Annotated in this window: 15 protein-coding genes; 12 read left to right on the top strand and 3 right to left on the bottom strand. The window is 63.9% G+C overall.

From position 1 onward, the window contains the following. Nucleotides 1-71 precede the first annotated feature (71 nt). The 9 genes from coxB to WA237_RS01135 all read left to right on the top strand — a co-directional run bounded on the left by coxB (nucleotide 72) and on the right by WA237_RS01135 (nucleotide 7,645). Complete coding sequence (coxB, locus tag WA237_RS01175) at nucleotides 72-956, top strand: cytochrome c oxidase subunit II (RefSeq protein WP_336096355.1); 885 nt, start codon at nucleotides 72-74, stop codon at nucleotides 954-956. 151 nt (nucleotides 957-1,107) lie between these two features. After that, complete coding sequence (cyoE, locus tag WA237_RS01170; RefSeq protein WP_216015704.1) at nucleotides 1,108-2,049, top strand: heme o synthase; 942 nt, start codon at nucleotides 1,108-1,110, stop codon at nucleotides 2,047-2,049. Next, a complete protein-coding gene (locus WA237_RS01165) occupies nucleotides 2,036-2,221 on the top strand; it encodes a hypothetical protein (protein WP_336096354.1) in 186 nt (61 codons plus the stop codon). Before cyoE ends, WA237_RS01165 begins: the two co-directional genes overlap by 14 nt. Beyond that, complete coding sequence (locus WA237_RS01160; RefSeq protein ID WP_286910382.1) at nucleotides 2,221-2,802, top strand: cytochrome c oxidase assembly protein; 582 nt, start codon at nucleotides 2,221-2,223, stop codon at nucleotides 2,800-2,802. Before WA237_RS01165 ends, WA237_RS01160 begins: the two co-directional genes overlap by 1 nt. Before the next feature lie 23 nt (nucleotides 2,803-2,825). Then, complete coding sequence (locus WA237_RS01155) at nucleotides 2,826-3,626, top strand: cytochrome c oxidase subunit 3 (RefSeq protein ID WP_009812645.1); 801 nt, start codon at nucleotides 2,826-2,828, stop codon at nucleotides 3,624-3,626. A 104-nt stretch (nucleotides 3,627-3,730) separates the two neighbouring features. Beyond that, nucleotides 3,731-4,417 (top strand): SURF1 family protein, encoded by a 687-nt coding sequence (locus tag WA237_RS01150; RefSeq protein WP_336096353.1) that lies wholly within the window; start codon nucleotides 3,731-3,733, stop codon nucleotides 4,415-4,417. Continuing rightward, the gene (thrC, locus tag WA237_RS01145; protein ID WP_336096352.1) at nucleotides 4,414-5,802 is read left to right on the top strand and encodes a threonine synthase; all 1,389 of its coding nucleotides are present in this window, start codon (nucleotides 4,414-4,416) and stop codon (nucleotides 5,800-5,802) included. Before WA237_RS01150 ends, thrC begins: the two co-directional genes overlap by 4 nt. Next, complete coding sequence (locus tag WA237_RS01140; RefSeq protein WP_336096351.1) at nucleotides 5,799-7,061, top strand: M16 family metallopeptidase; 1,263 nt, start codon at nucleotides 5,799-5,801, stop codon at nucleotides 7,059-7,061. Before thrC ends, WA237_RS01140 begins: the two co-directional genes overlap by 4 nt. Beyond that, on the top strand, nucleotides 7,061-7,645 hold the full coding sequence (locus tag WA237_RS01135) for a GNAT family N-acetyltransferase (protein WP_216015698.1): 585 nt from the start codon (nucleotides 7,061-7,063) through the stop codon (nucleotides 7,643-7,645). Before WA237_RS01140 ends, WA237_RS01135 begins: the two co-directional genes overlap by 1 nt. Before the next feature lie 82 nt (nucleotides 7,646-7,727). On the opposite strand, the gene yidD is transcribed toward WA237_RS01135, so the two are convergent. The 3 genes from yidD to rpmH are packed head-to-tail and all read right to left on the bottom strand — an operon-like array spanning nucleotide 7,728 to nucleotide 8,509. Next, entirely contained in the window at nucleotides 7,728-7,946 is a 219-nt protein-coding gene (gene yidD, locus WA237_RS01130) for a membrane protein insertion efficiency factor YidD (protein WP_336096350.1), read from the bottom strand. Nucleotides 7,947-7,950: 4 nt separating this feature from the next. Continuing rightward, nucleotides 7,951-8,346 (bottom strand): ribonuclease P protein component, encoded by a 396-nt coding sequence (rnpA, locus tag WA237_RS01125; RefSeq protein ID WP_040617799.1) that lies wholly within the window; start codon nucleotides 8,344-8,346, stop codon nucleotides 7,951-7,953. Between the two features lie 28 nt (nucleotides 8,347-8,374). Next, nucleotides 8,375-8,509, bottom strand: a complete 135-nt coding sequence (gene rpmH / locus WA237_RS01120) for a 50S ribosomal protein L34 (RefSeq protein WP_005980833.1) — start codon at nucleotides 8,507-8,509, stop codon at nucleotides 8,375-8,377. A 327-nt stretch (nucleotides 8,510-8,836) separates the two neighbouring features. Between rpmH and WA237_RS01115 the strand changes: the two genes are divergently transcribed. The 3 genes from WA237_RS01115 to WA237_RS01105 are packed head-to-tail and all read left to right on the top strand — an operon-like array spanning nucleotide 8,837 to nucleotide 12,444. Next, nucleotides 8,837-9,586 carry a TVP38/TMEM64 family protein gene (locus tag WA237_RS01115; protein ID WP_216015696.1) on the top strand — a complete coding sequence of 250 codons (750 nt, stop codon included), beginning with the start codon at nucleotides 8,837-8,839 and terminating at the stop codon, nucleotides 9,584-9,586. Nucleotide 9,587: 1 nt separating this feature from the next. Then, on the top strand, nucleotides 9,588-11,006 hold the full coding sequence (locus WA237_RS01110; protein WP_336096349.1) for a dihydrolipoyl dehydrogenase family protein: 1,419 nt from the start codon (nucleotides 9,588-9,590) through the stop codon (nucleotides 11,004-11,006). 46 nt (nucleotides 11,007-11,052) lie between these two features. Then, nucleotides 11,053-12,444, top strand: a complete 1,392-nt coding sequence (locus tag WA237_RS01105) for a HAMP domain-containing sensor histidine kinase (protein WP_336096348.1) — start codon at nucleotides 11,053-11,055, stop codon at nucleotides 12,442-12,444. Nucleotides 12,445-12,509: the final 65 nt, after the last annotated feature.

The raw sequence follows: 12,509 nt of genomic DNA, 5'->3' as shown, positions 1-12,509 counted from the left end.
TGGGATTCCGGCGCGGCGCGTCGAAAAGCCCCGTTGAGATGACATACGAGACAACCGATCAGGGTGCATGAATGCGACTTTTCTCCAAGATGCTGGCCGGGCTGGCCGCTGTGACCGCTCTTCCCGCCGTGGCCCAGGATGGGCTTGAAATCATTGGTGCACCGACGCCGGGCGCAATCGGGTTTCAGGAAGCCGCCACCGAGCTGGCAACCGATATTCACGACCTCGACAGTATGCTTCTGGTGATCATCACCGCCATCGTTCTGTTCGTGGTGGCGCTGATGGGGGTGTGTATTTTCATCTACAACCGCCGCCGCAACCCGAATCCCGCGACCTTTACCCATAACTCGCCGGTCGAAGTGGCGTGGACGATCATCCCGATCATCGTGCTGGTCTTCATCGGGGCGTACTCGCTGCCGGTGCTGTTCAAGCAGCAGGAGATCCCCGAGGGCGAGATCAACATCAAGGTCACCGGCTATCAGTGGTACTGGGGCTATGAATACACCGACCACGAGTTCGGCTTTGACAGCTACATGATTGGTCAGCCGGCCACCGTGGGCAATTATGTTCTGACCGATGAGGTCGAGGCGGCGCTGGAAGAGGCGGGCTATAGCCGCAATGAATTCCTGCTGGCCACCGACACTGCCGTTGTCGTGCCGGTCAACAAGACCGTGGTGATGACCGTGACCGGGGCCGACGTGATCCACAGCTGGACCATCCCCGCCTTTGGCGTGAAACAGGATGCGGTGCCGGGCCGTCTGGCCCAGCTCTGGTTCAAGGCCGAGAAGGAAGGCGTCTATTTCGGTCAGTGTTCCGAGCTTTGCGGCAAGGACCACGCCTATATGCCGATCACCGTCAAAGTGGTCAGCGAAGAGGCCTATGAAGAGTGGCTGCAGGGCGCGATCGAGGAATATGCCGGCACGCCCGCGGGCTATGACGTGGCTTCGGCCCAGTAAGCACGCGCCGCGGGCGCATCGGAGCGGGGGCCATCCCAAGCGAGGGGTGGCCGCGACCCGGATGCGCGGCGGCCAGACGAGATACGGCAGGCAAGCGCGCCCCGAGGCCTCGGCCCGGATGGGGCGCGCCGCCGTCACGACGGAGAGCTGAATGAGCGACGCAAGCCTACATGCCAGCGAGAGCGGGACCGGCGAGGCCGGTTTTGGCGATTACTTTGCGCTGCTGAAGCCGCGGGTCATGTCGCTGGTGGTGTTCACGGCCTTTGTCGGGCTGCTGGCCGCGCCGGTGCCGGTGCATCCGGTGGTGGGCTTTGCCGCGATCCTCTTTATCGCCGTGGGCGGCGGCGCGTCGGGCGCTCTCAACATGTGGTGGGATGCCGATATTGACCGGGTGATGAAACGCACCCAGTCGCGCCCCATCCCGGCGGGCAAGGTCAGCGAAGGCGAGGCCTTTGGCTTTGGCATCACGCTGGCGGTGATGTCGGTGATCATGCTGGCGCTGGCGGCCAATCTGATGGCGGCGGCGATCCTTGCCTTCACCATCTTCTTCTATGTCGTCATCTATTCCATGTGGCTCAAACGCTGGACGCCGCAGAACATCGTGATCGGTGGCGCGGCGGGGGCCTTCCCGCCGATGATCGGCTGGGCCGTGGCCACCGGCGGGATCAGCGTCGAATCGGTGCTGATGTTCGCGCTCATCTTCATGTGGACGCCGCCGCATTTCTGGGCGCTGGCGCTGTTCATGAAGTCGGATTACGAGAATGCGGGCGTGCCGATGCTGACCGTGACCCATGGTCGCAAGTCGACCCGCAAACATATCCTCGTCTATACGCTGTTGCTGGTGCCCGTGGCCCTCGCGGTGGGCGTCACCTCGATTGGTGGGCCGATCTATATGGCGGTGGCGGTACTGCTCAACCTCGCGTTCCTGAAGGGCGCGTGGGACATCTGGCGGCGCGACGAAGAGGCCGCGCAGGCCGATCAATATCGCACGGAAAAACGGGTTTTCGCCCTCTCGCTCCTTTATCTCTTTGGTCATTTCCTGGCGATCCTCGCCGAGGCGATGCTTGGCCGGTTCGGCCTTGGGGGCTGGTGAGATGGGGCTTGGCCGCGACCATGAAATGCACAAACGCCGGTTCAGCCGGAACCTTGGCCTTGGGCTGGTTCTGGGCGGTTTTGTCGCGCTGATTTTCGGGCTGACCATCGCCAAGGTCACCAACGAAGACTTCAGCGTGCCAAATTCCGAAAAGATCGAAAGGACCGAGTGATGGCGATGGATCCGAAGACAAAGACAGTGGCCCAATTGGTCGGCGTGGTCATCATGATGGGCGGTCTCGCCTGGGCCTCGGTGCCCTTCTATGACTGGTTCTGCCGGGTCACCGGTTTTGGCGGGGTGACCAATGTCGCCGATGCCGGGTCGACCGAGATGCTCGACCAGACGATCAAGATCCGCTTTGACGCCAGCAAAGAGCGCGGCATGCCGTGGGAGTTCAAACCCATGGCGCGCGAGATGGAGCTGCGCATCGGCGAAGACGGGCTGGCCTTTTACGAGGCGTATAATCCCACCGACCGTCCGGTGGCAGGGCAGGCGAGCTATAACGTCACGCCCTATGAAGCAGGCAATTTCTTCGTGAAGGTGGATTGCTTTTGCTTCGAGGAGCAGGTTCTGCAACCCGGCGAACGGGTGCAGATGCCGGTAAGCTTCTTCGTGGACCCGGAGATCGTGACCGACCGCGATGCGAAATACACGCATACGATCACGCTCTCTTATACTTTCTACGAAATCGACCTGCCCGAGGCGCAAGCAGCCCTTGTGCAGGACGGCGAAAAATATAAAAACGTGAACTGAGCCTTCATGCGAGGGATACCTAAATGGCACATGCAAAAAATCACGACTATCACATTCTGAGCCCCTCGATCTGGCCGTTCCTCGGCGCGGTCGCTGGCTTTGTCATGCTCTTCGGGGCAGTTCTCTTCTTCCACGATCACGGCCCCTGGATGCTGTTGATCGGTCTCGTCGGCGTTCTCTACGTCATGTTCGGCTGGTGGGCCGATGTGGTGAAGGAAAGCCGCGCCGGGGATCACACCCCGGTGGTGCGGATCGGTCTGCGCTACGGGTTCATCATGTTCATCATGTCCGAAGTGATGTTCTTTGCGGCCTGGTTCTGGAGCTTTTTCAAGCATGCCATCTATCCGATGGGTCCCGACAGCCCGCTCAAGGATGCCGTCTGGCCGCCCGCAGGGATCGAGACCTTTGATCCGTGGCACCTGCCGCTGATCAACACGCTGATCCTGCTCTGCTCGGGTGCGGCGGCGACCTGGGCGCACCATGCGCTGGTCCATGAGAACAACCGTAAGGACATGAAATGGGGCCTGATCATCGCGATCGGTCTCGGCGTGATCTTTACCGCGTTCCAAGCCTATGAATACAGCCACGCGGCCTTTGGCTTCTCGGGCAATATCTATGGCGCGAACTTCTTCATGGCGACCGGCTTCCACGGCGCGCATGTGGTCATCGGCACGATCTTTCTCTTTGTCTGCCTGATCCGTCTGACGCGCGGCCATTTCACCCCCGAGAAACATATCGGGTTCGAAGCGGCGGCCTGGTACTGGCACTTCGTCGATGTGGTCTGGCTCTTCCTGTTCCTGGCTGTCTACATCTGGGGCGGCTGAGGCGGCGCGCCTGCGGGCGCATGAGCTGACGCAAGATATCGGGACGTGCGGGGGGAAGCCTCCGCACTTTCCATTTCAAGGGATGAAATGCACCGGGGGGTGCCATGCGAGCCAAGCAGATCATACCGCTGTTGTTCGGGATCGTCGGGGTGGCGATTCTGTTGTCGCTGGGGACTTGGCAGGTGCGGCGGCTGGCCGAGAAAGAGGCGGTGCTGGCCGAGATCGACGCGCGGATCGGGGCCGAGCCCGGGGCGTTGCCCGAGGTGCCGGATCCGGCGCGCGACAAATACCTGCCGGTGGCGGTGACCGGCGATCTCACCGGCGACAGCATTCGCGTGCTGGTGAGCCAGAAGCAGATTGGCGCGGGCTATCGCTATATCACCGCGATGGAGACCGAGGCGGGGCGGATCATGGTCGATCGCGGCTTTGTCCCGGTGCGCGAGACGGCCGCGCCGGTGGCGGCCCAGGGCGTCACGGTGCAGGGCAATCTGCATTGGCCTGACGAGGTCGATGGCTATACGCCCGAGCCGGATCTCGGGGCGGGGATCTGGTTTGCCCGCGATGTCGAGGCGATGGCGGCGCATCTCGACACCCGGCCGATTCTGGTCGTGGCGCGCGCCGTGTCGCAATCAGAACCGCTGGCGACGCCGCTGGGGCTGGACAGTTCGGGCATCCCGAACGATCACTTGGAATATGCAATCACTTGGTTTTCGCTGGCCGTGATCTGGGCCGCGATGACCGTTTACTTCCTGTGGCGCCAGAGGCGTCCAGACAAGGGCACGATACGGTGAAATATATCTCGACCAGGGGCACGGCCCCGACGCTGAGTTTCGAAGAGGCCATGCTAACCGGGTTGGCGCGGGACGGGGGGCTCTATCTGCCCGAGACGATCCCGACGCTCAGCCCGGACGAGATCGCGGCATTCGAGGGGCTGCCCTATGAGGAGGTGGCGTTTCGGGTGATGCGGCCCTATGTGGGCGACGCTTTCACCGACGAGGAGTTTCGCGGCATCATCGCGCGGGCCTATGACGGGTTTGCCGTGGCGTCGCGCGCGCCGCTCAAGCAGCTCGCGCCGGGGCATTTCCTGCTGGAGCTGTTCCACGGGCCGACGCTGGCCTTCAAGGATTTCGCCATGCAGCTCATCGGGCAGCTGTTCGAGTTTTCGCTCAAACGGTCTGGCAAGCGGGTCTGTATCGTGGGCGCGACGAGCGGCGACACCGGCAGCGCGGCGATCGAGGCGTTTCGCGGGCTTGAGGCGGTGGATGTGTTCATCCTCTATCCGCATGGCCGGGTGTCTGAGGTGCAGCGCCGCCAGATGTCGACGCCGTCGGAGGACAATGTCCATGCGCTGGCGGTGGATGGGCATTTCGACGATTGCCAGGCGCGTGTGAAGGATATGTTCAACGATTTCGAGTTCCGCGACGCGGTGGGGCTTGCCGGTGTGAACTCGATCAACTGGGCGCGGGTTCTGGCGCAGGTGGTCTATTACTTCACCTCCGCCGTGAGCCTCGGCGCGCCGCATCGCAAGGTGAGCTTTACTGTGCCCACCGGCAATTTCGGCGATATTTTCGCAGGCTACATCGCCAAGCGCATGGGGCTTCCCATCGAGCGGCTGGTGGTGGCGACGAACCAGAACGACATTCTGCACCGCTGTCTCGAGAGCGGCGAGTACAAGCCCGATGGGGTGATCCCGTCGATCAGCCCGTCGATGGATATTCAGGTCAGCTCCAACTTTGAGCGGGCGCTGTTCGAGGCCTATGGCCGCGACGGGGCGGCGGTGGCACAGCTCATGGACGAGCTCAAATCCGGCGGGTTCAGCGTGAGCCAGGGCGCCCGCGAGGCGCTGCGCGAGAGCTATGACAGCGACCGGGTGAGCGAGGACGAGACCCGCGCTGAGATCGCCCGTCAGCAGGCCGAGAGCGCCGAGCTTCTGTGTCCGCATAGTGCCATTGGCACGGCGGTGGCGGATCGGCAGCGGCAGGCGGGCACGCCGATGATCACGCTGGCGACGGCGCATCCGGCCAAGTTCCCTGACGCAGTGGAAGCGGCCAGCGGTGTCCGGCCCCCCTTGCCTCCGCATATGTCGGACCTGTATGAGCGGCCGGAACGGATCACGCGGGTCGGCAACGACCTTGGCGCGATCGAGGCACTGATCAGGGAACGGACCGGGAATTGAACGTCAGACTGACCGAACTCTCCAACGGGTTTCGCATCGTCACAGAACATATGCCGGGGCTGCAATCCGCGGCCATCGGCATATGGGTTCTGGCGGGGGCACGCAACGAGCATCGCGAGCAGAACGGCATCGCGCATTTCCTTGAGCATATGGCGTTCAAGGGCACGGCGACGCGCAGTGCGCTCGACATTGCCGAGGCCATCGAGAATGTCGGCGGCTATATCAACGCCTACACCAGCCGCGAGGTCACGGCCTATTACGCGCGGGTGCTCAAGCAGGATGTGCCGCTGGCTCTTGATGTGGTGGCGGATATTCTGCGCAACCCGGTGTTCGATCCGAAAGAGATCGAGATCGAGCGCGGGGTGATCTTGCAGGAGATCGGTCAGGCGCTCGACACGCCTGATGATGTGATCTTTGACTGGTTGCAGGAACAGGCCTATCCGGATCATCCGCTGGGTCGGACGATCCTTGGCCCCGAAGAGCGGGTGCGCAGTTTCAACCGGGCCGATCTCGAACGGTTCGTGGCCGAGCAGTATCAGCCGCAGCAGATGATCCTGTCGGCGGCGGGTGCGGTCGATCACGACGCGCTGGTGAAACAGGCCGAGGCGCTCTTTGCCGATATGACCCGTGGCGAGGCCGAGGCGATCAGCCCGGCCAAGTTCGCAGGCGGTGAGAGCCGCCATGAAAAGCAGCTCGAACAGGCGCATTTCGCGCTGGCCTTTGAGAGCCCGAACTATTGCGATAGCCGCATCCATGCGTCGCAGATCTATGCCACCGCCTTGGGCGGCAGCATGTCGTCGCGGCTCTTTCAGGAGGTCCGCGAAAAGCGCGGGCTTTGCTATTCGATCTATGCCTCAGCGGGGGCCTATGCCGATACCGGCATGATGACGATCTATGCGGGCACCTCGGCCGAGCAATTGGCGGGGCTGGCGGAGATCACGATTGACGAGCTCAAACGTGCCGCAGAGGACATGCGTCCCGACGAGATCGAACGGGCGCGGGCGCAGATGAAAGCGGGGCTGTTGATGGGGCTCGAGAGCCCGTCGAACCGCGCCGAACGGCTGGCGCGGATGGTGCAGATCTGGGGCCGGGTGCCGCCGCTCGACGAGGTGATCACGCGGATTGACGCGGTGACGCTCGACGATGTGCGACGGCTTGCCGAAGAGACGGCGGCCGAGGCGCCGGCGGCGCTGGCGCTTTATGGGCCGGTGGCGGAAGCCCCGAGCCTGGAGGCTCTGCAGCAAAGGCGTGCGGCCTGATGTTCATGGCGCGGCGCAAGATAAAGATCGAGACCGAGCGTCTGACCTTGCGCCAGCCTGTCATGGCCGATCATCTGCCCTGGGCCGCGCTGCGCCGGGAAAGCGCCGAGTTTCTCACCCAGTGGGAGCCCGCCTGGGCGCGCGATCACCTGACGCGCAAGGCGTTTCACAGCCGGGTCTATTGGGCGCAGCGGTCGGTCAACAATGGCTCGGCCATGCCGCTTTTCTTGGTGCGGCGCGAGGATCAGGTTTTGCTTGGGGCGATCACGCTCGACAATATCCGGCGGGGTCCGGCGCAGGCCGGGACGCTGGGCTATTGGGTGGGGCAGAGCCATGCCCGTCAGGGCTATATGCGCGAGGCGATCGAGGCGGTGGTGCATTACGCGTTTGACCGGCTCGACCTGAGCCGGATCGAGGCGGCCTGCCTGCCGGAAAACACCGCGTCGCGCAGGCTCTTGGAGAAATGCGGGTTCAAATATGAGGGCGTGGCGCAGAGCTATCTGCAGATCGATGGGCGCTGGCGCAACCATGTTCTCTATGCCGCGCTGCGGATGGATCGGCGGGGCCGGACGGACGTCGGCTGAGGCCTGAATTGGCGGGTCGGTCAAACGTCGGTCTTGCGTCGGTAAAGCGACAGTGCGGAATTTGGGGGGTCGTGACGGCCCTTCAGGGCACGTTGTCGACGCCCGAGCCGCCCCAGGGGTGACAGCGCGCGATGCGCCGCAGCATGAGCCAGCCGCCTTTGAGACCGCCATGTTTTTCCAGAGCCTCGAGCGCATAGGCGCTGCAGGTCGGGTGGTAGCGGCAGCCATGGCCGACCCAGGGTGAAAACAGCAGACGATAGGCGCGGACGGGCAGGGCGACGAGACGCGCGAGCGGGCTCATCGGATCAGGACCGGTGCAGTTTCGACAGCGCGAAGGCGAGATCGCCCTTGAGCGCCTCGAAGGGGCGGGCGGCGGTGTCCTCGGCCTTGCCGATGAGCACGTAATCCCAGCCCGGCCGGCCCAGATCGGGCAGCACGGCGCGGGCGGCTTCGCGCAGACGACGTTTGGCGCGGTTGCGGGCCACGGCATTGCCGACCTTTTTGGAGCAGGTGAAGCCCACGCCGATGGCGGGGTCGTCGTCGCGGCGGTTGCGCGCCTGCACCAGCATCGAGCGGGTGCCCTGACGGGTGGCGCGGGCGGCGGCGAGGAATTGGCTGCGGGTCTGGAGGACACGCAGACATGACGAAACCGCCGGGGGCGTGTTCCCCGCATTACAGTCGGGGGCCTCCGGCGGTGTCATGTCGTCAGAACCTGTCGGTCGCGTCAGATTATGCGCTGAGCGACTTGCGGCCGCGGGCGCGACGTGCGTTCAGGATCTTGCGGCCAGCTTTGGTGGCCATGCGTGCGCGGAACCCGTGGCGGCGTTTGCGAACCAGGTTCGAGGGTTGATAGGTGCGTTTCATCGCTCCGTCTCCGATAATCGTGGCGGACCACGCGGGAATCGCGGATCGCTCTCATGTAACTCGAAGCCCGGTCTATAGAGGGGGTCTTGCGGCAAGTCAAACCCCCGACAGGGCGCTCGCAACAAAAATATGGCAGTTTGACCGGGAGATGTTACAAATTTTTAAGAGGGGCGTGATTAAACCAGTGTTTTGCCCCTGTTTTCGCCTTTCGTCTCGCTCCGGGGATCACCCCGGTTCAACCCCGCGTGAGGCACCTATCATCGGCGGCCGGTTCCACGCATGTAGTAACTGCACGAGGCAAAGCCATTGAAAGGCGGTAGACGGGACATGGACAAGGTGACAACGAAAGCCGATGCAGCGGCGGAAAAGCGGGGCTGGACCCGGCATATTCCTCTGGCGCTCATCCTTGGGGTGGCGGTGCTCGGCGCGTTTACCCTGCGCGATTATCTCAGCTTTGACACGCTGCGCGACAACCGCGAGGCGCTCTTGGCGTTTCGCGATGATCATTTCCTGCTGCTCGCGGGCGGGTTCGTGGCGCTCTATATCGTGATCGTGGCGTTTTCGCTGCCCGGTGCGGCGGTGGCCTCGGTCACTGGCGGGTTTCTCTTTGGGCTGGTGCTCGGGACGCTGTTCAATGTGGTCGCGGCCTCGATCGGGGCCTGTGCGATCTTCTGGGCGGCGCGGCTTGGCCTCGGTCAGGCGCTGACCGCCAAGATGGCGGCGAGCGAGGGCACGGTGGCCAAGCTCCGCAAGGGGCTCGAGGAAAACGAGATCAGCGTGCTGTTCCTGTTGCGGCTGGTGCCGGCGGTGCCGTTTTTTGTGGCCAATCTGCTGCCCGCGCTGGTCGGCGTGAAGTTTCGCAATTTCGCCCTGACGACGGTGCTTGGGATCATTCCCGGGGCGCTGGTCTTTACCTGGATCGGGGTCGGGCTGGGTGAGGTGTTTGACCGCGGCGAGAGCCCGGATCTGAGCCTCTTGTGGGAGCCGCAGATCCTTGCGCCGCTTCTGGGGCTGAGCGCGCTGGCGGCGCTGCCCATCGTGATCAAGGCCCTGCGCGGCCGCAAGGCAGGTGAGTGACATGGCACGTTTGAAAACGGATATTCTGGTCATTGGCGCGGGCTCTGGCGGGCTGTCGGTGGCGGCGGGGGCGGTGCAGATGGGCGCCGATGTGATCCTGCTCGAAGGGCATAAGATGGGGGGCGATTGCCTCAACTATGGCTGTGTGCCGTCAAAGGCGCTCATTGCCAGCGGCAAGGCGGCCCAGGCCCAGGCCCACGCAGCGCGCTATGGCGTGGCGGATGTGACGCCGCAGGTCGATTATGGTGCTGCGATGGGCCATGTGAGCGACGTGATCGCCCAGATCGAGCCGGTCGACAGTCAGGAGCGGTTCGAGGGCCTCGGCGTCAAGGTGATCCGCGAGTATGGCCGGTTTCTCTCGGCCGATGAAGTGCAGGCGGGCGAACATGTGATCCGTGCCCGGCGCATCGTCATTGCCACCGGATCATCGCCTTTGGTGCCGCCGATTCCGGGGCTTGAGAGCGTGCCTTATGTGACCAATGAGACGCTCTTTGAGATGCGCGAGAAGCCCGAGCATCTGCTGATCGTGGGCGGCGGGCCGATTGGCATGGAGATGGCGCAGGCGCATCGGCGGCTCGGCTCGCGGGTGACGGTGATCGAAGGGGCGCGCGCGCTCGGCAAGGATGACCCGGAGCTGGCGGCGATTGCCCTCGACCGGCTGCGGGCCGAGGGGATCGAGATTGCCGAAGAGGCGCTCGCCCAGGAGGTGCGAGGGCAGGCCGGCGCGATCGAGATCGAGGCCAAGGATGGAAGGGTGTTCAAGGGCTCGCATCTGCTCATGGCGGTGGGGCGCAAGGCGAATATCGAGCGGCTCGACCTCGACAAGGCCGGGATCGAGACCAGTAAGGCGGGGATCAAGGTTGATGCCAGCCTCAAGACCAGCAATCGCCGGGTCTATGCCATTGGCGATGTGGCGGGGGGGCTGCAATTCACCCATGTGGCGGGCTATCACGCGGGGATCGTCATTCGCTCGGCGCTCTTTGGTCTGCCGGCCAAGACGCGGACGGATCACATCCCCTATGCGACCTATACCGACCCCGAGATTGCGCAGGTCGGCCTGACCGAGGCGGCGGCGCGCGAGGCGCATGGCGCGGCGCTCGAGGTGGCGCGGTTCGAGTATCATCACAATGACCGCGCCATTGCCGAGCGCAAGACGACGGGGCTCATCAAGGTGATGGTGGTCAAGGGGCGGCCGGTGGGTGCCTCCATCGTGGGCCATCAGGCGGGCGAGCTGATCAGCCTCTGGTCACTGGTCATCGCCAATGGGCTCAAGATGAAACATGTGGCCAATATGGTCGCGCCCTATCCGACGATTGGCGAGATCAACAAGCGGGCGGCCGGTGCGTATTTCTCGCCCCGCCTGTTCGAAAATGCGATGGTCAAACGGGTGGTTGGCGCGGTTCAACGCTGGCTGCCGTGAGGGGGCGCGCGTATAAGAGCGGCCGAGACCCGCACCCGGAATGCCCATGCTGAACTCTTTGTCTGGCCGCTTTTTGATCCTGACCACCATCTTTGTGATGCTGGCCGAGATCCTGATCTTCGTGCCCTCGGTGGCGCGGTTCCGCGAGGATTACCTGCTGTCGCGGCTGGAACGGTCGCAGATCGCCTCGCTGGCGCTACTGGCCAATGACGCGATTGACGAGGATCTGCAGGAAGAGCTGTTGCAGAACGCGGGCGTCTATAACATCGTGCTGCGCCGCAATGAGGCGCGGCAGCTGATCCTCGACGCGCCGGTGCCGGCGCCGATTTCCAAGACTTTCGACATGCGCGACCCGTCGGCGATGGTTCTGATCCGCGACGCGCTCATGCGGCTGGCCAAGCCCGAGCCGGAGGTGATCCGGGTCATCGGCGAGCCTCTGCATATGGCGGGGCTGCTCATTGAGGTGGCGATGGACACCGGCGAGCTGCGGATGGCGATGATCGATTACGGGCTGCGCATCCTGATCCTGTCGGCGGTGATCTCGGTGATCACGGCGATGATGCTCTTCTTTGCGGTGCGGCGGTTCATCGTGAAGCCGATCAAGCGGGTGGTCAGCAGTATGAAGACCTATTCGCAGGCGCCCGAGGATGTGCGCGGAGTGATCACGCCCTCGGCCGGGGTGATCGAGCTGCGCGAGGCGGAAGAGACGCTGCAGGTGATGCAGGTGCAGCTCACCCAGTCGCTGCGCCAGAAAGAGCGGCTGGCCCAGCTCGGCGGGGCGGTGGCCAAGGTGAGCCATGATCTGCGCAATATCCTGACCTCGGCGCAGCTCTTTACCGACCGGATCGAGATGAGCGAGGACCCGACCGTGCGGCGGCTTGCGCCGAAGCTGGTGAATTCGATCACGCGGGCGGTGCATCTGTGTGAATCGACTCTGGCCTTTGGCAAGGCGGAGGAGCCCGCGCCACGGCTCACCATGTTGCGGCTGGCGGATCTGGTGGAGGATGTGATGCTCGGCGAGCGGCTGGCGCTTGGCGCGGATGAGCCGATCGAGCTGCGCGAGATCGTGCCGCCGACGCTCGAGCTGCGGGCGGATGCGGAACAGCTGCACCGGGTGCTGTCGAACCTCGTGCGCAACGCGCGGCAGGCGATGGGTGCCGAGGGCATCGCGGGCGAGGTGCGCATCGAGGCGCAGGAGGATGATCATGCGTGGTTCCTGCGGGTCTGCGACACCGGGCCGGGCCTGCCGGAGAAGGCGCGCACGCATCTCTTCACGCCGTTCCAGGGCGGCACGCGCAAGGGCGGCACCGGGCTTGGCCTGTCGATCTCGTCCGAGCTGATCCGTGGTCATGGCGGCACGCTCGAGCTCGAACGCAGCGATGCGGAGGGCACGATTTTCCTCATCACCTTGCCGAAAGGCGCGCTGGCGCCGGTCTGAGAAAAAATCCAAATTTCTCGCCCGCCGCCCCTTGCAATGCCCGGCCACTATCGGTAGATGCCTGC

This window comes from Roseovarius sp. CH_XMU1461 (assembly GCF_037027165.1).
GTDB classification, from domain to species: Bacteria; Pseudomonadota; Alphaproteobacteria; order Rhodobacterales; family Rhodobacteraceae; genus Roseovarius; species Roseovarius nubinhibens.
Note: the sequence above shows the minus strand (reverse complement) of the source record. Positions and strands in the feature narration are given on the sequence as shown.

Bases quoted from the DNA above. Each gene is read 5' to 3' on its own strand.
- cyoE (WP_216015704.1), top strand. From the start codon at position 1,108: ATGAGCGACGCAAGCCTACATGCCAGCGAGAGCGGGACCGGCGAGGCC.
- WA237_RS01150 (WP_336096353.1), top strand. From the start codon at position 3,731: ATGCGAGCCAAGCAGATCATACCGCTGTTGTTCGGGATCGTCGGGGTG.
- rnpA (WP_040617799.1), bottom strand. From the start codon at position 8,346: ATGACACCGCCGGAGGCCCCCGACTGTAATGCGGGGAACACGCCCCCG.
- coxB (WP_336096355.1), top strand. From the start codon at position 72: ATGCGACTTTTCTCCAAGATGCTGGCCGGGCTGGCCGCTGTGACCGCT.
- WA237_RS01160 (WP_286910382.1), top strand. From the start codon at position 2,221: ATGGCGATGGATCCGAAGACAAAGACAGTGGCCCAATTGGTCGGCGTG.
- yidD (WP_336096350.1), bottom strand. From the start codon at position 7,946: ATGAGCCCGCTCGCGCGTCTCGTCGCCCTGCCCGTCCGCGCCTATCGT.
- WA237_RS01110 (WP_336096349.1), top strand. From the start codon at position 9,588: ATGGCACGTTTGAAAACGGATATTCTGGTCATTGGCGCGGGCTCTGGC.
- WA237_RS01105 (WP_336096348.1), top strand. From the start codon at position 11,053: ATGCTGAACTCTTTGTCTGGCCGCTTTTTGATCCTGACCACCATCTTT.
- WA237_RS01135 (WP_216015698.1), top strand. From the start codon at position 7,061: ATGTTCATGGCGCGGCGCAAGATAAAGATCGAGACCGAGCGTCTGACC.
- rpmH (WP_005980833.1), bottom strand. From the start codon at position 8,509: ATGAAACGCACCTATCAACCCTCGAACCTGGTTCGCAAACGCCGCCAC.
- WA237_RS01115 (WP_216015696.1), top strand. From the start codon at position 8,837: ATGGACAAGGTGACAACGAAAGCCGATGCAGCGGCGGAAAAGCGGGGC.
- WA237_RS01155 (WP_009812645.1), top strand. From the start codon at position 2,826: ATGGCACATGCAAAAAATCACGACTATCACATTCTGAGCCCCTCGATC.